Source organism: Mesorhizobium sp. P3_A2 (genome assembly GCF_056403115.1).
Window position 1 is genome coordinate 269,699 of the sequence record NZ_JBFUGC010000004.1, and the last position, 19,458, is coordinate 289,156.

Consider the following 19,458-nt stretch of genomic DNA (forward strand, 5'->3'; position numbering starts at 1 on the left):
CACGTATCGGGTGGCTCGCGCTGCCCCAACCTGCGACTAACATCCCAATTGCCGGCGCTGCTGGCGAAAAAAAAGGATGCAGAAAATGTTCGCACTCGCCAATAAGATCGCCATTGTCACTGGCGCCAGTTCCGGCATCGGCCGCGCTACGGCAAAACTCTTTGCTGAGGAAGGCGCCAAGGTCGTTGTCGCCGCTCGCCGCCAGGCCGAGCTTGACGCGCTGGTCGCCGAAATCGAGGAAGCCGACGGCACGGCAATCGCGCTGGCCGGCGACGTCACCGACGAGGCCTATGCAAAGGCCCTTGTCGATCTGGCCATCGAAAGGTTTGGCGGGCTCAATATCGCCTTCAACAATGTCGGCGCCGTCGGCCCAATGGGTGCGATTTCGGACCTGTCGCTCAAGGGCTGGCGCGAAACGCTCGACACCAATTTGACCAGCGCCTTTCTCGGCGCCAAATACCAGGTGCCGGCGATGGTCGAGCTTGGCGGCGGATCGCTGATCTTCACCTCCACCTTTGTCGGTCACACCGTCGGCATGCCCGGTATGACCAGCTATGCCGCCAGCAAGGCCGGACTGATCGGGCTGACGCAGGTACTGGCCGCCGAATACGGTCCCAAGGGCGTGCGGGTCAACGCACTGGTGCCGGGCGGCACCGACACGCCGTCGGCGACGTTCAAGACTCCGGAAACGCGTGCTTTCGTCGAAAACCTGCACGCCTTGAAGCGCGTGGCGGAGCCCGAAGAGATCGCCCGCGCGGCGCTCTTTCTGGCCTCGGATGCTTCGAGTTTCACCACTGGATCGGCGCTGTTTGCCGATGGCGGCATCTCGATCACCCGGACGTGAAGCATTTCGCGGTCACAGCCTGCACCGATCAGCCATAGAGCCCGAAACCGGCCTTGCTTTTTCCACGCGATTTGGCGATTCGGTTTCGAGTGAGGAGACGGATATGCTGCTGATCAGAACCTATATCGCCCAGAGCGCAATCGAAGGCGTCGGCGTGTTCGCCGCCGAGCCGATCAAAAAGGGCGCCTCGATCTGGCGGCTCGATCCGGAGTTCGACCGGCTGATCCCGATGGACAGATACGAGGCGGCACCCCCGCATCTCAGGGAATTGCTCGACCGCTACGCCTATCCGAGCCCGGACCGACCCGGATTCATGGTCTATGAGGTCGACAATGGCCGCTTCATGAACCACGCCGAACGGCCGAACACCGACTTTTCGCAATATGGCGGCGCCACCGCGACCCGCGACATTGCAGCTGGCGAGGAAATCACCTGCGACTACGGCGAATTCTTCGAGGATTTCGCGCGACTGCACCTGGCCAGCGCCTAGTTGGCGCCCTATCTGGAGGTGACCGTGGCAAATTGGCGGTTGTCCTTCATTTCGAGTGTGGACAGCGCGGCCTGATTCTGCTATCAGCCGCCACAATTCGTGGTGTAAATCGCCGCGGAGGCATGTGGCTATGGCCGCTTGCCTGTTGATATCAAACCCGAAAGACAGGATTGCCCGTGCAGGTACTCGTCCGCGACAATAACGTTGATCAGGCGCTTCGCGCTCTCAAGAAGAAGATGCAGCGTGAAGGCATTTTCCGCGAAATGAAGATGCGCGGTCATTACGAGAAGCCCTCTGAGAAGCGCGCCCGTGAAAAGGCTGAAGCCGTTCGCCGCGCCCGCAAGCTGGCCCGCAAGCGCGCTCAGCGCGAAGGCCTGCTGCCGATGACGCCGCGCCCGGTTGCTGCCGGCGCCGCCGGTGGTCCTGGTGGTGCTCCGCGCCCGCCGCGGTTCTGACGCCAATTTTTCGTCCTTTTCGAAGGATAATTTGAGGTGGCGCGATGCGGAATCGCCGCCACCTTTTTGTTTAGAGCGCCGCCTTTTTGTTAGAATGAAGGGCGTTCCCTTGAACGCGCAAACGACGCTCTAGATTTTGTTACGACAATCTGTGAACCCGGCCCGGAGGGGGACCTGGACTGAGCGACGCGACTGAAGTGAGGACAGGGCAGACATGAATGCAATCAGCGTAGAGCGCAGAACCACAATGCGCGGTTTCGCCCTGACGGCAGCCCTGATGTCCGGCCTGGTGCTTGCCAGCTGCCAGAGCGTCCCGACCGGCGAATTCAACAACATCGACAAGGCGCAAGGCTCGACCGAGAACATCTCCTCGCTGTCGGCGGTCATCCAGCGCAATCCGCAGGATCCGGAAGGCTACAATGTGCGCGGCTCGGCCTATGGCCGTGGCGGCCAGTACCAGGCGGCGCTGAAGGACTTCGACACCGCCATCCAGCTCAATCCGAATTTCTACCAGGCCTATTCGAACCGGGCGCTGATCCAGCGCTTCCTCGGCAACCAGGCCGCCGCCCTTGCCGACTACAACCGCTCGATCCAGATCAACGGCAATTATGACGCCGCCTATATCGGCCGCGGCAATCTCTATCGCAAGGCTGGCCAGACCCAGCAGGCCTTCAACGATTTCCAGAAGGCGATCCAGCTCGACACCACCGATGCCCGCGCCTACCACAATCGCGGCCTGATCTATCAGAGCCAGGGCCAGCACAAATTTGCCATCGAGGATTTCTCGACCGCCATCTCGCTGGCGCCGGATGCCGCCGAACCCTATAACGGCCGCGGCCTGTCCTATCTCGCCATGAATGACGAGGACAACGCTTTCTCCGACTTCAACATGGCCATCAAGCTCGACGGCAAGAACGCCGAGGCATGGTCCAATCAGGCGCTGATCTACGAGCGCCGCGGCGACAAGGTCAAGGCGTCGAAGGCCTACCGCGAAGCGGTTCACCTCGACCCGACCTACCAGCCGGCCAAGGACGGCCTGTCGCGCACCGCCACCGCCACCGCCGGCTGATACCCAACCGGTTCGCCGCGCGGGACGTCGCCGGCAACGTTTTATCCGACAGTGTTCCCTTCCCTGTGCAGGTCGCCGCAAAGCGGCCCGCGCAGCAAAATCGCAATCTTTGCGTGCCAGAATGGAAGCCGGACCGCGACATCGGAACGGCACCGCTATGGATGAGAACGAACTCCAGATCCAGCGACAGATCGCCTGGCTTGAAACCGCCTCTCCCGACGAGTGGCACCGGGCCGTGCTCGACTTCAACTGGGATTGCGACATCGACCCGCTGTTCTGGATCGCGCGCCAGCCGCAATGCGACAAGGCCACCGCGTTGACCATGTTCTGGCTGGGGCAGCCGGCCTACTACCTCATCCTGGCCGCGGAGAATGACGGAACGGACAACAGCGACGCCCCGGTGTGGGAGATGCTGAAGTTCATCGCGCATCGCATCAACACCAATGACTATATCAGGTCGAAAATCGCCTTCGACGTGGATGATTTCATAGAGCAGGATTTTGAAGAGCTGGCTGAGAAGGCGGGGCAGCTGGCCCACTCGCCGCTCAAGCCGCATCCGGATATGCGCCGCGCCCTTCGCGGACGGCGGCCCGTCAACGACATCGACTTCTACCGGCGCTATCCTGAGGATTTCCACGGTACGGTGCTGGTCGATTTGCCGGACCCAGGTCCGCTGGACAAGGCCTGGTCGGCGCTCGGGCGCCTGTGGCGCCACTGAGCTCTGGCCGACACGCCATCACTCAATCTTAACCACCGAGGGGCAAAGCGTTAACCCTTGCCTTGATCGCGCCAAGTTTTCAGCGGAACGCTCCGGGCCGTTCAACCGTTGTTGAAGGCAATTTTTCGAAAGGACTGACCCATGATCAAGAAACTCGGCTGCGCCGCAGCGCTCGCCACGACGCTGCTTGCCGTTCCCGCCAGCGCCGGCAACCTTCAACTCGGCACGCTCGATTGCACCATCGACGGTGGCGTCGGTTACGTCGTCACGTCGAACAAGGGCGTCGACTGCACCTTCCGCCCCTACCACCATGGGCCGTCCGAGAAATACACGGGGATGATCTCCAAGCTCGGCGTCGATCTCGGCCAGACGCATCAGGGCCAGCTGGTGTGGGCTGTTCTGGCCGCCACCCGCAGCCATGACGGGGGCGACCTTGCCGGCCATTATTATGGCGTCAACGCCGAGGCGAGCGTCGTGACCGGCGGCGGCGCCAATCTGCTGGTCGGCGGGCTGGACGGCGCCTTTGTGCTGGAGCCGCTCAGCGTCCAGGCGCAGACCGGCGTCAATGTGGCGGTGGCGGTGACCTCGCTGGAGCTGATCCACTCGTTCAAGTAAGTATCGGCAAATAAGGATCGACTGATCCCTCTACGTACGGCGCGGAACAGGATACTGTTTCGCGCCGTATGCTTTTGGGGGAACCGCCGTGCTGAAGACCATCGCCGCCGCCATCATCGCCATTGCCTGGGCAGGACAGGCTCAAGCGCAGGACCAGGGCATAGAACTCGGCGTGCTCGATTGCGCCATCGGCGGCGGCACCGGCTTCATCTTCGGCTCCAGCAAGGATCTGAGCTGCACCTTCACGCCGGCCGACAAGAGCTTTTCGCCGGAAGCCTATTTCGGCGCCGTCAACAAATACGGGCTCGATATTGGCACCACCCAGCAGACGGTCATGCAGTGGCTGGTGCTGACGCCGCTGAAGAACATCTATGCCCCGGGCGCGCTGGCCGGCGACTATGTCGGCGCCAGCGCCGAAGTGACGGCGGCGGTCGGCGCCGGCGCCAATCTGCTGGTCGGCGGTTCCTCGCAGGCTTTCACCTTGCAGCCGCTCAGCCTGCAGACGCAGACCGGCATCAACATCGCCATCGGCGTCAGCCAGTTCCAGCTGCGCAGCACCGAGAACTGATCGGCGAGGTAAGGGCGATCCCTCCAACGCTTCGTCATCCACGGGCGGAGCAAGGAGCGAAGCGACGCGGCGCAGACCCGAGGATCCATGCCGGGACTCCCGAGCCCCGCCACAGTGCAGAATTCTGATCTGCTGTGCCCTTCACGGAGGTCGCGGCATGGATCCCCGGGTCTGCGCGCCGCTTCGCGACGCTCCGCCCAGGGATGACGAAGTCGAGGGTGAAAAAAGCCGCTTGAACTCAACCACGGTTGAGGTTTTAGAAGCCTGCCCTGACTGAAACAGCGCGCATGGCCCCGCCGGAAAGCCCCGCTGGCTTCTGGCGCCATGCGCCGGCACGCGCATATGTAAAGCAGGGTAAAAAGAATGACGGAAATCACCAGCAACAAAGTCGACTGGCGGGCCTTGTGGGCAAGCGGCGACCTCGCGCGCTTCTGCTTCATCAGCCTCGGCATCCTGCTGCACGCCACCAACGAGACGATGGTAGCGACCGTCATGCCGGCCATGGTCGGCGACCTCGCCGGCGTTCAGTTCGTCGGATGGTCGCTGGCGGTCTACGAACTGGGCGCCATTGTCGCCGGTGCTGCCGCGGGGCGCATGGTCAGCTATGTCGCGCTGCGTTCCAATGTGACAGTCGCCGCTCTGCTCTATGCCGCCGGCGCGCTGATCTGCGCCACCGCTCCGTCCATGCCCGTGTTTCTCGCCGGCCGCCTGGTCGAGGGTCTCGGCGGCGGCGCGCTGGTGTCGCTGGCCTTCGTCTCGGTCGAGCGGCTGTTTAACCGCAACATCTGGCCGCAGCTGTTCGGCATCATGTCGGCGATCTGGGGCGTCGCCGCCTTCAGCGGCCCGATGCTCGGCGCCATCATGGTCGAGCTGTTGTCCTGGCGCTGGGCCTTCGGCGTCTTCGTGCTGGGCGGCATCGCCATGGCGCTGGCGAGTTTCATCGTGCTGAACACGCCGGAAGCGACAAAGCCGCAAGCCGCCGCCGGCACCTCGCCACCCTTCCCCTATGCCGCACTTGGCTGTCTCGCCATCGCTGTCGTGCTGATCGCCACAGCTGGCGTCGACGTCGCCCTGCTGCGCTCCTCGCTGCTGCTTTTTCTCGGCCTCGCCGGACTGGCGCTGTTCGTATTCGTCGACGCCATGAAGCCGCGCTCGCGGCTGTTCCCCTCACAGCTGTTTTCGTGGCGCTCGCCGGTCGGCAGCGGCATGACCGTGGTCGCGGCCTTTTCGGTGGCGACGGTCTCCTTCTCGATCTACGGGCCACTGCTGCTGACCACGCTGCACGGCATCCCGATCCTGACCACCGGCTACATCATCGCCGCCGAATCGATCGCCTGGTCGATCCTGTCGATTGCCGTCGCCAATGCGCCGCTGGAGCGCGAACGGCAAATCATCGTCATCGGCGCGCTGATGATTGCATCCGGCCTCGCCGGTTTCGCTTACTCGATCCCGTCGGGGTCGATCCCGCTGATCCTGGTCTGCGCCCTGCTGCAAGGTGGTGGCTTCGGCGTCACCTGGCCGTTCCTGACGCGCATCATCGTCGCCTCGGCTCGCGATGGCGAGCAGACGATTGCCTCGGCCGCCGTGCCGACCATGCAGCGCATCGGCTACGCCGTCGGTGCTGCTGTCGCCGGCATCATCGCCAATGCCAGCGGCTTCTCCGCGGGGCTCAACCGCGACGCCGCGGCCAGCGTCGCCGGCTGGCTGTTCCTCGCCTTCGTGCCGCTCGGCATTATCGGCTGCCTGGCGGCGTTGAGGATGGCTTTGACGGCAAGCCGGCCGCAATTGGCGACAGGCTGAGGCCACGGCCGGAAAACTGGCCGGTCGCCTCCGGCCGGCCAGCGCTCAAAGAGACGGAAGAACGCTGCGGATGTGATTGGCAAACGCCTCCACCGCAGGCGACCGCTCGGTGTCGGCAAAGGCGATGAGAATGCCAAGGCGCGGCAGTGGAGGCAGCGGCAGAATATGCAGGTCAGATGGCACCGCCTCCTGCGCCATCACGCTGATCGCGAGACCCGACCGCGCCACCGCGATCAACCCCGCAAGGCTGTTGCTGGCATAGGCGATTTTGTAGCGCAGCCCGGCGCGGGCCATGGCCTCGCACGCCGCTCTGTGGTCGACAGCGTTCGACGCCGACAGCGCCAGCGGCACGGTGTCGCCGAATTCATAGAGATCCAAGGTCGGCTTGCTGCCGACCCAGACCAGCCGTTCCGTGCGCACGACGCCTTGTGCATCATGCGCATTCGAAACCAGCGCCAGGTCGATCTGGCGTGCGTTGAGCAGCGTCCGCAATTCGACGGTCGGCGCTGAGACCACCTTGATCTCGACATCGGGATACATCGTGCCGAAACTCTTCAAGAGGGCGGGAAAGAAGGCGCTCAGATAATCCTCGGGGCTGCCGAAAATGATCGAGCCGTGCAGGCCCTTGTCGGACAGCGCCGAGATCGCTTCATCATGGATTTTGAGAATGCGCTCGGCATAGGCGAGAAAGCGCTCGCCGCTGCCGGTGCTGCCGCTGCGATGAAACAGGTTTTGGCCCAGCGCCTCCTCGAGCCGTTGTATCTGCATGGTCACGGCCGACTGCGTGCGCCCAACCTGTATGGCCACCGCACTCAGCGTTCCCGAATGCGCCGCACGCACAAAGGTCGTCAGCAGCTTGAGATCGAGTGGAACCTGCATATCAATTCCATTGATATCGGAATCCGACTAATATCAATTTTACTGCACCCGCGCCATCGGCTATTTTTTCCTCCTCAACGGTTTTATGGAGCTGCGGCATGTCGAAAAATGCGGATCGGGAATTCTGGGCTGCGGCGCAGAAGCATTTGATACGCTATGGCGGCAGCTTCGAACCCGCCATCATCGAGCGAGCCGCCGGCTCCTTCGTCTACGATGCCGACGACAGGCCGATCCTCGACTTCACCTCCGGCCAGATGAGCGCGCTGCTCGGGCATTCTCATCCCAGGATCGTGTCGACGGTGACCCGCCAAATCGCGGAGGTCGCGCATCTCTTCAGCGGCATGCTGTCGCGACCGGTGGTCGAGCTTGCCGAACGCCTTGCGGCACTGGCGCCAGGACTCGACCGGGTCATGCTGCTTTCGACGGGTGCGGAATCGAATGAAGCCGCGATCCGCATGGCCAAGCTGGTGACAGGCAAGCACGAGGTCGTTGCCTTCTCCAAGAGCTGGCACGGCATGACCGGGGCCGCGGCATCGGCGACCTACAGCGCCGGCCGCAAGGGCTACGGTCCCGCCACGGTCGGATCACTCGCTATCCCCGCTCACAACAGTTTTCGGCCGCGCTTCAAGCACGCCGACGGCTCGCTCGACTGGCGCACCGAACTCGACGATGCCTTCGACCTTGTCGACAGCCAGTCGACGGGGAGCCTGGCGGCGTTCGTCGCCGAGCCGATTCTGTCGAGCGGCGGCATACTGGAACTGCCGCCGGGATATCTGGCGGCGCTGCAGCAGAAGTGTCGCGAGCGCGGCATGCTGCTGATTCTGGACGAGGCGCAGACCGGCATTGGCCGCACAGGCGACATGTTCGCCTTCCAGCGGGACGGCGTCACCCCTGACATCCTCACGCTGTCCAAGACCATCGGCGCCGGCCTGCCTCTGTCAGCCGTGATGACGACGGCCGAAATCGAAGACGCCGCGCACGAGAAAGGCTTCCTGTTCTACACCACGCACGTCTCCGACCCGCTGCCGGCGGCCGTCGGCCTCGCCGTGCTCGATGTGGTGGAGGAGGAGCGGCTGGTCGACAGGGCACGGAGTATGGGCGCGCGTTTGTTCGACGGGTTGTCGCGGCTCAAGCAGCGCTATGAATGCGTCGGCGACGTGCGCGGGCGCGGCCTCCTGCTTGGCGTCGAGATCGTCAAGGCAAGGAGCCGGACCACCAGCTCGGCGCCACGATCGCGACGGAGGCGTTCCGGCGCGGGCTCAGCATGAACATCGTCAAGCTCCCGGGCATGGGCGGCGTCTTCCGCATCGCCCCGCCGCTGACCATCTCCGAACAGGAACTGGATCTCGGCTTGCGCATCATCGCCGAGTCGATTGAAGCCGGGCTTGCCGCGAACACCAGCGTTGCGGGCATCGCCGCCGAGTGAGGTCCTGAGCGCGGCGAGCCGCGCCGCGACGGTTTTTCACCACTTTGATACTGCCGCTCGCCTGGCGGATTGGCTAGTGTGCGAAAAAACGCAGCGAGGATGCGCTATGTCCGCCGTACGTTACTTTGTCCATGATGTTCCGGAAGCGATTGCTTTTTACAGAGATACCCTGGAATTCGAGGTAATCGCACAATATGGGCCAGCAATGGCCATCGTCAGGCGCGGATCGCTGACGCTGTGGCTTGCCGGTCCTAGCTCATCGGCCGCGCAACCGACCGCCGACGGCGAGATCCCTTCGCCCGGAGGCTGGAACCGTATTGTCCTGCTCGTCGAGGATTTGAAATCCCGCTTGCCAGGGATCGAAGCTGCCGGCTGCAAAATACGGGTGCCGCTGCGGAGCGGCCCCGGCGGGTCGCAACTGGTTATCCATGATCCTTCCGGAAACTGCATAGAACTCTTCGAAGAAGGCTGACGATCAGACCACGATGGTCTTTAGCCGCTCGGCGATGAGCGCGGCGAGCCGCGCCGCCACCTCGTCCTTGCCCATTTCCGGCCATTCCTCGACGCCTGACTTCGAGACGATGCGCACCTTGTTGCGGTCGCCGCCCATGACGCCGGTGGGGCCGACGCCGCTTTCATGCGAGACGTCATTGGCGACGATAAGATCGGCGCCCTTCTTCTTTAGCTTGGCCTCGGCGTTGGCGATCAGGTCCTGCGTCTCGGCGGCGAAGCCGACGACCAGCCCCGGCCGCTTCTGGTGATGACCGACGCCGGCCAGAATATCGGGGTTTTCGACCATCTGCAGTGCCGGCGGCCCTTCGCCCGCCACTTTCTTGATCTTCTCGCCGGCGGAATTGGCGGTGCGCCAGTCGGCAACGGCAGCGACGAACACAGCGGCGTCCGCCGGCAGTAGGCTCTCGACGGCGGCCTTCATCTCGCTTGCGGTCTCGACATGCGTCGTCGCAACGCCGGCCGGATCGGCAATGCTCACAGGGCCGGAGACCAGTTGGACATCGGCGCCGAGCGTCGCCAGCGCTGCCGCGATCGCATGACCCTGCTTGCCCGACGAGCGGTTGGCGATGTAGCGCACCGGGTCGATCGGCTCATGCGTCGGGCCCGAGGTGACGATGATCCTGCGGCCGGCGAGCGGCTTCGGCCTGGTGTCGAGCATCGCTTCGATCGCGGCGACAATCTCCAACGGCTCGGCCATGCGGCCTTCGCCGGCCTCGTTGCTTTCGGCCATCTCGCCCTTGGCCGGACCGACAAAGGCGATGCCGTCCTTGGCCAACGTCCCCCGATTACGGCGCGTCGCGGTATGCGACCACATTTTCGGGTTCATCGCCGGCGCCAGCAAAACTTTCTTGTCGGTGGCGAGCAGCACGGTGGAGGCGAGGTCGTTGGCGTGGCCGTTGGCGAGCTTGGCCATCAGGTCGGCGGTGGCCGGCGCCACCACCAGAAGATCGGCCTCGCGCGACAGCCTGATATGGCCGACATCGTGTTCATCATTGCGGTCGAACAGGTCGGTAAAGACATGGTCGGCTGAAAGCGCACCGACCGACAGCGTGGTGACGAACTCCTGCGCTGCCGCCGTCATCACCACGCGCACCGCAGCACCGCGCTCGCGCAGCCGGCGGATCAGGTCGAGCGCCTTGTAGGCGGCAATGCCGCCGCCGATGATCAGCAGGATGCGCTTGCCGGAGAGGCTGCCACGCGACACGACCTTGCTGGCCGCAGCAGCGACCGGCGTCGCCGGGCTGCGTGCAACAGCCAGTTCGCGCAGCGTCTGTTCGATCCGATCGATGCGGCCAGAGGGGGCAAGTTGGCCCTCGACCGCGGCGCGGATCATCACCCGCGCCTGCTCTTCCATCGAGCGATCGTTCTCCGCCGCAAGCCGGCGCAGCAGATCCTTGACCTCATCGTCAAGGTTGCGAATGGTGATGCTGGCCATATGATTGCACTCTGCTCGAAATCCCCGGATGCAACGATAGCAATGCAATCATTTTGAGACAAGCCGTTCCCGGCAGACGGCTAGAGCAGCTTCCAGGCAATATAAACCAGCGTCAGCGCGATCACCCACAGCGCCAGCCGGCCTGAGCGTGTGTAGCGGGCTTCGGCCTTGCCGATGGCGCGCGATGTCGCCTCGTCGAAACGCAGCCCGTGCTCGGCCATCAAATCGATCTCGCGCGACAGCCGCTCGGTGCGGGCGGCAAGGTCGGGCGCCTGGCGGGCCAGCGCCAGCAGCGCCTTGGCGCTGTCGCGCGCATCCATCAAAAGTCCGCTCGGGCCAAGATTGCCGGCAATCCACTGGCCGACCACCGGCTCGGACGTCTTCCACATGTTGAAGGCCGGATCGAGCGTGCGGGCGACGCCTTCGACCACGACCATGGTCTTCTGCAGCAGGATCAATTCGGGTCGCGTCGCCATGTCGAACAGTTCCGTCACCTCGAAGAGCAGCGTCAAAAGCTTGGCCATCGAGATGGTCTCGGCCGGCTGGCCATGGATCGGCTCGCCAATGGCGCGGATCGCCTGAGCGAAGGCCGCGACATTGTGCTGGCGCGGCACATAGCCGGCCTCGAAATGGACTTCGGCCACGCGCAGATAGTCGCGGGTGATGAAGCCGTAGAGGATTTCGGCGAGGAAGCGGCGCTCCTTCTTGCCGAGCCGTCCGGCAATGCCGAGATCGACGGCGACGATATCGCCGTTCGCCTCGACGAACAGATTGCCCGGATGCATGTCGGCATGGAAGAAGCCGTCGCGCAGCGTGTGGCGCAGGAACGATTGGATCAGGTTGGTGGCGATCGCCTTGAGATCGTGACCGACCGCCACGAGACCAGCCACGTCGTTCATTTTGACGCCGTCGACCCACTCCATGGTCAGCACGTCGCGGCCGGTGCGCTCCCAATCGACCGACGGCACGCGAAACCCCGGATCGTCCTTGGTGTTTTCGCCGAGCTCCGAAAGCGCGGCCGCCTCGAGCCTCAGATCCATTTCGATCTTGGTGGTCTGCGCCAGCGTCTCGGTCACCTCGACCGGCCGCAGCCGGCGCGATGACGGGATGTATTTCTCCTGCAGACGGGCGGCGAGGAAATAGCTTTCGAGGTCTTGGAAGAAGCGGCGGCGCACGCCAGGCCGGATCACCTTCACCGCCACCTTGGTATCGACACCATCATGGATGGCTTGCGCAGGATGAACCTGGGCAATGGAGGCCGCCGCGACCGGATCGCCGAACTCGGTATAGAGCTCGCCGATCTTGCGCCCGAGCGAGCCCTCTATCGCCGCCACAGCTTCCGCTTGCGGGAAGGTGTGCATCTTGTCCTGCAGCATGGCGAGGTCGAGCGCCATGTCGTTGCCGACGACATCGGGCCGCGTCGCCAGGAACTGACCTAGCTTGACGTAGGAGGGCCCAAGCCGGACCACCGCCTTGGCCAGCCGGTCGCTGCGCTCATAGGCAAGCGCGCGGCGACGGGTGAACAGCCGCGCCATGCGCCAGCCGAATTTCGGCAGGCCGCTGAGCTCGTCGCCCGGAAGTGCTGCGATCACGCCCTCGCGGACCAGCACCCAGCCGGCCCGTGCGAGCCGAAAGGCGGCGCCGACGCTGCTCATGCCCAAACCTGCTGCAAATTGGCCTGCTGCAAACTGTCCTGCCTCAAAGCTTCCAGCCCGAATGCAGCGCGGCAATGCCGCCGGAATAGTTGCGGAACGATACCCGCTCGAAGCCGGCCCGGGCGATCATCGAAGCAAAGTTCTGCTGGTTGGGAAATTTGCGGATCGATTCGACCAGATAGGAATAGGGCTCGCCGTCGCCGGTCACCATCTTGCCGATCTGCGGAATGGCGTTGAACGACCACGCTTCGTAGACCTTGTCGAGCAGCGGCATCTCGACCTCGGAAAACTCCAGGCACAAGAACCGCCCGCCGGGCTTCAGCACGCGGAATGCCTCGCTGAGCGCGACATCGATGCGCGGCACGTTGCGGATGCCGAAAGCGATGGTGTAGGCGTTGAACGTGCTATCTGCAAAAGGCAGTTCTTCGGCATTGGCCTCGACGAAATCGGTGCTTCCGGAGAGCCCCTTCTTCTCAGCCCGGTCGCGGCCGACGCTGAGCATCGAGCCATTGATGTCGAGCACCGTGGCATGCGCATTGCCGTGGCTGGCGTCAACGATGCGGAAGGCGATGTCGCCGGTGCCGCCGGCCACGTCGAGTACTTTCCAGCCCGGACGTTTCGGCGGATTGAGCCATGTCACCATGGCGTCCTTCCACAGCCGGTGCAGTCCGGCCGACATCAGGTCGTTCATCAGGTCGTAGCGGTTCGCCACCTTGTGGAAAACCTCGTTGACCAGAGGCTGCTTGTCGCCTGGCCCTACGCTCTTGAAACCATAGGAGGTTTCCATGCCGCCCGCGGCCGTGGTTCTCTCAACTGACATTATTTTGATCCGCCATAAAACCGGCGGGACCATAGCCGATCGATGGTGCGGGCGCTATTGTTTAAGGCGCGGTGTTCAGCCGCGCTTCCAGGTGGCGGGTTTTCAAGACCTGGACTGACCGACGGGATATTTGAATGCCTTTGAAAGCAGAATTGCACTGCCATATTGAAGGGGCAGCGGCGCCCGAACTCGTCATTCGCCAGGCGCAGAAATACGGCAAGGACACCTCGCCCTATATCCAGAACGGTTCCTTCGTCTGGCACGATTTCACCTCCTTCCTCGCGGCTTACGATTTTTCCTCCGATCTGTTCCGCACCGAGGAGGATTATGCCCGCCTCGCCGACCATTATCTGACCAGCCTTGCCCGCGACGGCGCCATCTATTCCGAAGTCTTCACCTCGCCCGATCATGCCGTCAGGGCCGGCCTGTCACCCAAGGCCTACACCGACGCGCTCGGCGAAGGCATGCTGCGCGCCAAAGCCAAGACCGGCATAGAGGGCCGCATGATCGTCACCGGCGTGCGCCATGTCGGCGTCGAATCGATCGAGCAGGCTGCGCGCTTCGCCACGCGTTGCGGCAACCCGCTGGTCACCGGCTTCGGCGTCGCCGGCGACGAGCGTATCGGCGAGATGGAGGATTATGTCCGTGCCTTCGAGATCGCCCGCGAAGCCGGCCTCGGCATCACCATCCACGCCGGCGAACTGACCGGCTGGGAGACGGTGCAGGCAGCCCTCGACCACATCCGCCCGTCGCGCATCGGCCACGGCGTGCGCGCCATCGAAAACCCCGACCTTGTCAGGCGCATCGCCGACGAAGGCGTGGTGCTGGAATGCTGCCCTGGCTCCAACATCGCGCTCAAGGTCTACGACAGTTTCGCCGACCACCCCTTCCCCGCTTTGCAGGCAGCCGGCTGCAAGGTGACGCTCAACTCCGACGACCCGCCCTATTTCTGGACCTCGCTGAAGCGCGAATATGACATCGCCGCCGAGCATTTCGCCATGAACGAAAAGGCGCTGACTGCCGTCACCAAAACGGCGATCGAGGCTGCTTTCGTCGACAGGAAGACGAAGGCAGCACTTCTCGCCCGCCTCAACGGCGCCGCGCGCTGATTTGTCCGCGACAAAACTGTGGCCGGCGCCGCCAGGCGGTTCCTTGGCCGGCGCATTGTCGCTAGGGTTGTTGCAAGCAGCGAAATTTCAGGAGCAACCCATGCAGGGCGTCACCGTCGTCGACCACCCGCTTGTCCAGCACAAGCTGACCATCATGCGCAAGAAGGAGACGTCGACAGCCGGCTTCCGGCGGCTGCTGCGCGAGATCTCGCTGCTGCTCGGCTATGAGGTCACCCGCAACCTCGAACTGACGACGACCACCATCGAGACGCCGATCGAGACAATGGAGGCGCCGACGCTGGAGGGCAAGAAGCTGGTCTTCGCCTCGGTGCTGCGCGCCGGCAACGGCCTACTTGAAGGCCTGCTCGACCTGGTGCCGGCGGCGCGTGTCGCCCATATCGGGCTGTACCGCGACCACGAGACGCTGGAGGCGGTGGAGTATTTCTTCAAGGCGCCGAGCGATCTCGCCGACCGGCTGGTGATCGTCGTCGATCCGATGCTGGCCACCGCCAATTCGGCGATCGCGGCCATCGACAAGCTGAAGGGGCGCGGCGCCACCAACATCCGCTTCCTCTGCCTGCTGGCGGCACCAGAGGGCATCGAGCGCTTCACCAAGGCGCATCCGGATGTTCCGGTGTTCACCGCCTCAATCGACCGCCAGCTCAACGAGAAGGGCTACATCATGCCCGGCCTCGGCGATGCTGGCGACCGCATGTACGGGACCAAATGACGTCGGCTGACAAAGCCTGCTGACACTGCCTCGTTTACCACCCGTTTACGCAAAGCCTCGGTTTCGGGCCGGCATTAAAGCGGCAAACACCATATGCGGACAAGAATGGCCCTTCACGAAGGTCCATTCATGCTGCGCAAGCTTCTCATTCTGGGCGTTTTCGCCGGAACATCGGCGTCGATCCCGATCGTCTACCAGTCGAACCCGCAGATCCTCGACGGCCTGCTGAAGTCGACCGTCGCCAGCAAGCCGGTGACCGAACCGAAGCCCGAGTTGAACCTCGCCTCGGTTCCCGACAAGCCGGCCGCACCGCTGCCCACCGGCCGCAAGGTAGCTGTGGCGGCTGACGAGCGCGGCCATTTCACCTCCGCCTTCAAGCTCAACGGCCGCCAGATCGACGGCATGATCGACACCGGCGCCACTTTGGTCGCCATCAACACCTCGACGGCGCGCCGCATCGGCATCTCGCTCAACCCGTCGGATTTCAGCCATCAGGTCAACACCGCCAACGGCGCGATCAGGGCAGCCGTGGTCAACATCGACCGCCTGCAGATCGGCAAGATCAGCGTCGACAACATCCAGGCGGTGGTGCTCGACGACAGGGCGCTGCACACCAACCTGATCGGCATGAGCTTTTTACAGCGGCTGGCAAAATACCAGGTCGAAAACGGCACCTTGCTGCTCGTGCAGTAGCGCTTTCCACTAACCGCGCGCCAGCACCCGGCGGATGACGGTCTTGTCGGCGGCCGGCTTCGAAGCCCCGATCGTGTAGGCCGAAAGCACGGCGGCCGCGGCTGCCTCGGCTTCCGCTTCCGTGCGGGCATGGACCAGTGCCAACGCATCGCCGGATCGCACCTCGGCGCCGATCGGCAGCAGCCTGGTGATACCGACCGCATGATCGATCCTGTCGTCCGGCCGCGTCCGCCCGCCGCCGAGCCCGACCACGGCAAGGCCGATGTCGCGGGTGGCAATCCCCGTGACAAAGCCGTTTTCGGTTGCCTTGATCGTAAACTCCAACGCCGCTTTGGGCAGGTATTTCTCCGGCTTCTCGACGAAATCGGGGGGGCCGCCAAGGGCGGCCACCATGCGCGCGAAAATGGCCGCCGCGCGGCCGCCGGCCAGCGTTTCGGCGGCGCGCCTGAGACCATCTTGCTGGGATGACACCAGTCCCGTCGACTGCAGCATCTCGGCGGCCAGCGCCAGCGTTACATCCTCCAGCCGCTTGTCGCGGAACCGCCCGGTCAGGAAGTCGACGGCGTTGCGCACCTCGACCGCATTGCCGGCTGCCGACGCCAGCGGCTCGTTCATGCCGGTGACCAGCGCCGAGGCCTTCAGGCCGGCGCCGTTGGCGACCTCGACCAGACTGTTGGCCAGTGCTGTCGCATCGCGCGACTTCTCCATGAAGGCGCCGTTGCCGACCTTGACGTCGAGCACCAGCGATTGCAGGCCGGCCGCCAGCTTCTTCGAGAGGATCGAAGCGGTGATCAGCGGCACGGATTCCACCGTTCCGGTCACGTCGCGGATAGCATAGAGGCGGCGGTCGGCAGGCGCGAGGTCAGAGGTCTGGCCGATGATGGCACAGCCGGTCTCGAGCACCGTCTTGCGAAAGCGCGCGATGTCCGGCTGGCTGATATAGCCGGGGATGGCATCCATCTTGTCCAGCGTGCCGCCGGTATGGCCAAGCCCCCGACCCGAGATCATCGGCACATAGGCGCCGCAGGCGGCGACGATCGGCGCCAGCATCAGCGAGACATTGTCGCCGACGCCGCCGGTCGAATGCTTGTCGGTGACGGGTCCCGGCAGGTCCGACCAGTCGAGCACGTCGCCGGAATCGCGCATCGCCAGCGTCAGCGCCACCGCCTCGTCGCGGCTCATGCCGTTGAAGAACACCGCCATGGCGAAGGCGCCGACCTGGCCGTCCGAAACGCTGCCCGAGGTCACGCCGGCGACGAAGGCCGCTATCTCCTGCGCCGACAGTTTCTGGCCGTCGCGCTTGCGGCGGATGATTTCCTGCGGAAGCATCAGGCGTCGTCGCCCTTCGGCTCCGGCAACCCGTCCTGGAACACATGCGCAAGGATCGTCGCCAGCCGCGCGCCGCCGACCGGCGCCATGTCCTTGGTCTCCTGGTGCGACAGCTCCGCCCCGGTCATCCCGGCGGCAAGGTTGGTAATCACCGAACAGGCGGCAACGCGCAAGCCGAGGAAGCGGGCGAGGATGACCTCCGGCACGGTCGACATGCCCACCGCATTGGCGCCCATGATGCGCGCCATGCGGATTTCGGCCGGCGTCTCGAAGCACGGGCCGGAAAACCACATATAGACGCCCTGATGCAGCCTGGTCCCGGTGGCCTTCGCCGCCCGTTCGATCGCCGCACGCAGGCCGGCGTCATAGGCTTCGGTCAGGCCGACGAAGCGGCGGTCGCTCGGCTCGCCGATCAGCGGGTTGGAGCCGGAGAAATTGATATGGTCGGTGATCAGCATCACCGATCCCGGCGGCATGTCGGGATCGACGGAGCCGGCGGCATTGGTCAGGATCAGTTTGGTGATGCCGATGCCGGCGAGCACCTCCAGCGCCGGCCGCATCGCCGCGGCAACGCCGTGCTCGTAATAGTGGGCGCGGCCCGACAGCATCAGCACCGGCGAGCCGGCAAACAGCCCCGCCACCACCTCGCCGGCATGGCCGGTAACGCCGCTGCGGGGGAAACCTGGCAAATCGGCATAGGAAACGCGCACGGCATTTTCGACCTGGTCGACAAGCCCGCCGAGACCCGAGCCGAGCACCATCGCCGTCGTCGGCGCCAGCCCGTCCAGCCTTTCGACGAGGTGGTCCAGAGCTTCCTTCATGTCAGCACTCTCACTTCAAAATGTCGCCGCGGAACCCGTAGGGCAGCATGTCGCCCATGGTCACGGTCTCGACCACGCCGCCATTGTCGCAGAGGTAGAGTTTGGTGTCAGGCCGGCAGAACTCCGCCAGCCTCTGCCGGCAGCCGCCACAGGGCGTGCACTTCGCCATGCGCGAAGCGATGACGGCGATCTCCACGATCTTGCCGCCGCCGCCCATGATGTAGTGGCCGAGCGCGGTGGTCTCGGCGCACCAGCCTTCCGGATAGGACGCAACCTCGATGTTGGCGCCGGTGAAGACACGGCCATCCTCGGTGCGCAACGCCGCACCCACCGGAAATTTCGAATAGGGCGCGTAGGCCTTGGCCATGGCCTCCTGCGCGGCTTCGAACAGATCATGCGACATTCAGGTGTTCTCTCCGACGATCATGGTCAAAACCCGGCGCTTTGCGTTTTCCTCGCGCCTTTCGAGCACTGAGCCGTAGGTTCGGCTCAGCGGTCCCAGACTAGCCTGCCCGGATCAACGTTCCTTGACATAGGGCACGCCGCCGGCGCGTGGCGGGATCGCCTTGCCGATGAAGCCGGCAAGTAGGATGACGGTCAGCACATAGGGCAGCGCCTGCATGAACTGTACCGGCACTTTGCCGATGAGCGGCAGCGGCGAGCCCTGCAGACGGATCGCCGCCGCGTCGAGGAAGCCGAACAAAAGGCAGGCGAACATGGCGTTGACCGGCCTCCATTTGGCAAAGATCAGCGCCGCCAGCGCGATGTAGCCCTTGCCCGCGGTCATATCCTTCACGAAGCCGCCATTCTGCACCATCGACAGATAGGCGCCGGCAATGCCAGTGAGTATGCCGGTGCAGATCAGCGCCCGGTAGCGCAGCCAGGCGACCGAGATGCCGGCGGTGTCGACGGCGGCCGGGTTCTCGCCGACGGCGCGCAGCCTCAGGCCAAAGCGGGTGCGAAACAGCACCCACCAGGTGAACGGCACCATGGCGAAAGCGAGATAGACCAGGATCGAGTGCCCGGACAGAAGCTCGGAATAGATCGGTCCGATGATCGGCACATCGTGGATGGCGGCCGCGCCAGGCAGAGTGATGGCCTCAAAACGCTCGCCCGGCTGCAGCGCCGGCGTTCGCCCGCCCTGCTGGAACCAGGCCTGGCCCAGAATGATGGTCGAGCCGGCGGCGACGAAGTTGATTGCCACACCGGAGACGATCTGGTTGCCGCGGTGGGTGATCGAGGCGAAGCCGTGCACCAGGGCAAAGGCGACCGACATCACGATCGCCATGCCAAGACCGAGGAACGCCGAATGGAAGACCGAAGCTGCAGCCGCACCGGCGAAGGCGCCGACCAGCATCTTGCCTTCCAGCCCGATGTCAAAGACGCCAGCGCGTTCGGAATAGAGGCCGGCGAGGCAAGCAAGCAGCAGCGGCACCGACAGGCGTATGGTCGAGTCGAGGATCTGTACGATGGCGATGAACACATCCAT

Annotated in this window: 20 protein-coding genes and 1 pseudogene; 13 read left to right on the top strand and 8 right to left on the bottom strand. The window is 64.2% G+C overall.

Going from position 1 to position 19,458, the window contains the following annotated elements:
• Positions 1–85: 85 nt before the first annotated feature.
• From AC1DXM_RS11580 to AC1DXM_RS11615, 8 genes are all read left to right on the top strand, one after another.
• Positions 86–844 carry an SDR family oxidoreductase gene (locus AC1DXM_RS11580; RefSeq protein WP_477233156.1) on the top strand — a complete coding sequence of 253 codons (759 nt, stop codon included), beginning with the start codon at positions 86–88 and terminating at the stop codon, positions 842–844.
• 103 nt (positions 845–947) lie between these two features.
• A complete protein-coding gene (locus AC1DXM_RS11585) occupies positions 948–1,334 on the top strand; it encodes an SET domain-containing protein (RefSeq protein ID WP_477233157.1) in 387 nt (128 codons plus the stop codon).
• Between the two features lie 176 nt (positions 1,335–1,510).
• Entirely contained in the window at positions 1,511–1,789 is a 279-nt protein-coding gene (gene rpsU / locus AC1DXM_RS11590) for a 30S ribosomal protein S21 (protein ID WP_023671138.1), read from the top strand.
• A gap of 214 nt (positions 1,790–2,003) precedes the next feature.
• Positions 2,004–2,858 (top strand): tetratricopeptide repeat protein, encoded by an 855-nt coding sequence (locus AC1DXM_RS11595; RefSeq protein ID WP_477233158.1) that lies wholly within the window; start codon positions 2,004–2,006, stop codon positions 2,856–2,858.
• Between the two features lie 157 nt (positions 2,859–3,015).
• Positions 3,016–3,576: a DUF4274 domain-containing protein gene (locus AC1DXM_RS11600; protein WP_477233159.1), complete on the top strand. Its 561-nt coding sequence runs from the start codon at positions 3,016–3,018 to the stop codon at positions 3,574–3,576.
• A 141-nt stretch (positions 3,577–3,717) separates the two neighbouring features.
• Positions 3,718–4,191: a DUF992 domain-containing protein gene (locus tag AC1DXM_RS11605; protein ID WP_477233160.1), complete on the top strand. Its 474-nt coding sequence runs from the start codon at positions 3,718–3,720 to the stop codon at positions 4,189–4,191.
• Positions 4,192–4,279: 88 nt separating this feature from the next.
• Positions 4,280–4,759, top strand: a complete 480-nt coding sequence (locus tag AC1DXM_RS11610) for a DUF992 domain-containing protein (RefSeq protein ID WP_477233161.1) — start codon at positions 4,280–4,282, stop codon at positions 4,757–4,759.
• 363 nt (positions 4,760–5,122) lie between these two features.
• Entirely contained in the window at positions 5,123–6,559 is a 1,437-nt protein-coding gene (locus tag AC1DXM_RS11615; RefSeq protein WP_477233162.1) for an MFS transporter, read from the top strand.
• A gap of 45 nt (positions 6,560–6,604) precedes the next feature.
• On the opposite strand, the gene AC1DXM_RS11620 is transcribed toward AC1DXM_RS11615, so the two are convergent.
• On the bottom strand, positions 6,605–7,438 hold the full coding sequence (locus AC1DXM_RS11620) for a LysR family transcriptional regulator (RefSeq protein WP_477233163.1): 834 nt from the start codon (positions 7,436–7,438) through the stop codon (positions 6,605–6,607).
• A gap of 98 nt (positions 7,439–7,536) precedes the next feature.
• Here AC1DXM_RS11620 and AC1DXM_RS11625 point away from each other — a divergent pair.
• Positions 7,537–8,864, top strand: a pseudogene (locus tag AC1DXM_RS11625) (aspartate aminotransferase family protein).
• Between the two features lie 106 nt (positions 8,865–8,970).
• A complete protein-coding gene (locus AC1DXM_RS11630; protein ID WP_477233164.1) occupies positions 8,971–9,336 on the top strand; it encodes a VOC family protein in 366 nt (121 codons plus the stop codon).
• Positions 9,337–9,339: 3 nt separating this feature from the next.
• On the opposite strand, the gene coaBC is transcribed toward AC1DXM_RS11630, so the two are convergent.
• From coaBC to ubiE, 3 genes are all read right to left on the bottom strand, one after another.
• A complete protein-coding gene (gene coaBC, locus AC1DXM_RS11635; protein WP_477233165.1) occupies positions 9,340–10,812 on the bottom strand; it encodes a bifunctional phosphopantothenoylcysteine decarboxylase/phosphopantothenate--cysteine ligase CoaBC in 1,473 nt (490 codons plus the stop codon).
• Between the two features lie 80 nt (positions 10,813–10,892).
• Positions 10,893–12,467 carry a 2-polyprenylphenol 6-hydroxylase gene (ubiB, locus tag AC1DXM_RS11640; protein WP_477233166.1) on the bottom strand — a complete coding sequence of 525 codons (1,575 nt, stop codon included), beginning with the start codon at positions 12,465–12,467 and terminating at the stop codon, positions 10,893–10,895.
• A gap of 43 nt (positions 12,468–12,510) precedes the next feature.
• Entirely contained in the window at positions 12,511–13,287 is a 777-nt protein-coding gene (gene ubiE, locus AC1DXM_RS11645) for a bifunctional demethylmenaquinone methyltransferase/2-methoxy-6-polyprenyl-1,4-benzoquinol methylase UbiE (protein WP_477233167.1), read from the bottom strand.
• 134 nt (positions 13,288–13,421) lie between these two features.
• Between ubiE and AC1DXM_RS11650 the strand changes: the two genes are divergently transcribed.
• The 3 genes from AC1DXM_RS11650 (at position 13,422) to AC1DXM_RS11660 (ending at position 15,819) form a co-directional block, all read left to right on the top strand.
• Positions 13,422–14,396 carry an adenosine deaminase gene (locus AC1DXM_RS11650; RefSeq protein ID WP_477233168.1) on the top strand — a complete coding sequence of 325 codons (975 nt, stop codon included), beginning with the start codon at positions 13,422–13,424 and terminating at the stop codon, positions 14,394–14,396.
• 100 nt (positions 14,397–14,496) lie between these two features.
• Entirely contained in the window at positions 14,497–15,126 is a 630-nt protein-coding gene (upp, locus tag AC1DXM_RS11655; RefSeq protein WP_095084682.1) for a uracil phosphoribosyltransferase, read from the top strand.
• A 129-nt stretch (positions 15,127–15,255) separates the two neighbouring features.
• Positions 15,256–15,819, top strand: coding sequence for a TIGR02281 family clan AA aspartic protease (locus AC1DXM_RS11660; protein ID WP_477233169.1), 564 nt, complete (start codon positions 15,256–15,258; stop codon positions 15,817–15,819).
• A 9-nt stretch (positions 15,820–15,828) separates the two neighbouring features.
• On the opposite strand, the gene deoA is transcribed toward AC1DXM_RS11660, so the two are convergent.
• From deoA to AC1DXM_RS11680, 4 genes are all read right to left on the bottom strand, one after another.
• Positions 15,829–17,148, bottom strand: a complete 1,320-nt coding sequence (gene deoA / locus AC1DXM_RS11665; RefSeq protein ID WP_477233170.1) for a thymidine phosphorylase — start codon at positions 17,146–17,148, stop codon at positions 15,829–15,831.
• Entirely contained in the window at positions 17,148–17,969 is an 822-nt protein-coding gene (locus tag AC1DXM_RS11670) for a purine-nucleoside phosphorylase (RefSeq protein WP_477233171.1), read from the bottom strand. The genes deoA and AC1DXM_RS11670 overlap by 1 nt, the downstream gene beginning before the upstream one ends.
• Before the next feature lie 10 nt (positions 17,970–17,979).
• Positions 17,980–18,372 carry a cytidine deaminase gene (gene cdd, locus AC1DXM_RS11675; RefSeq protein ID WP_352559568.1) on the bottom strand — a complete coding sequence of 131 codons (393 nt, stop codon included), beginning with the start codon at positions 18,370–18,372 and terminating at the stop codon, positions 17,980–17,982.
• A 114-nt stretch (positions 18,373–18,486) separates the two neighbouring features.
• Positions 18,487–19,458: an ABC transporter permease gene (locus AC1DXM_RS11680; protein ID WP_023671125.1), complete on the bottom strand. Its 972-nt coding sequence runs from the start codon at positions 19,456–19,458 to the stop codon at positions 18,487–18,489.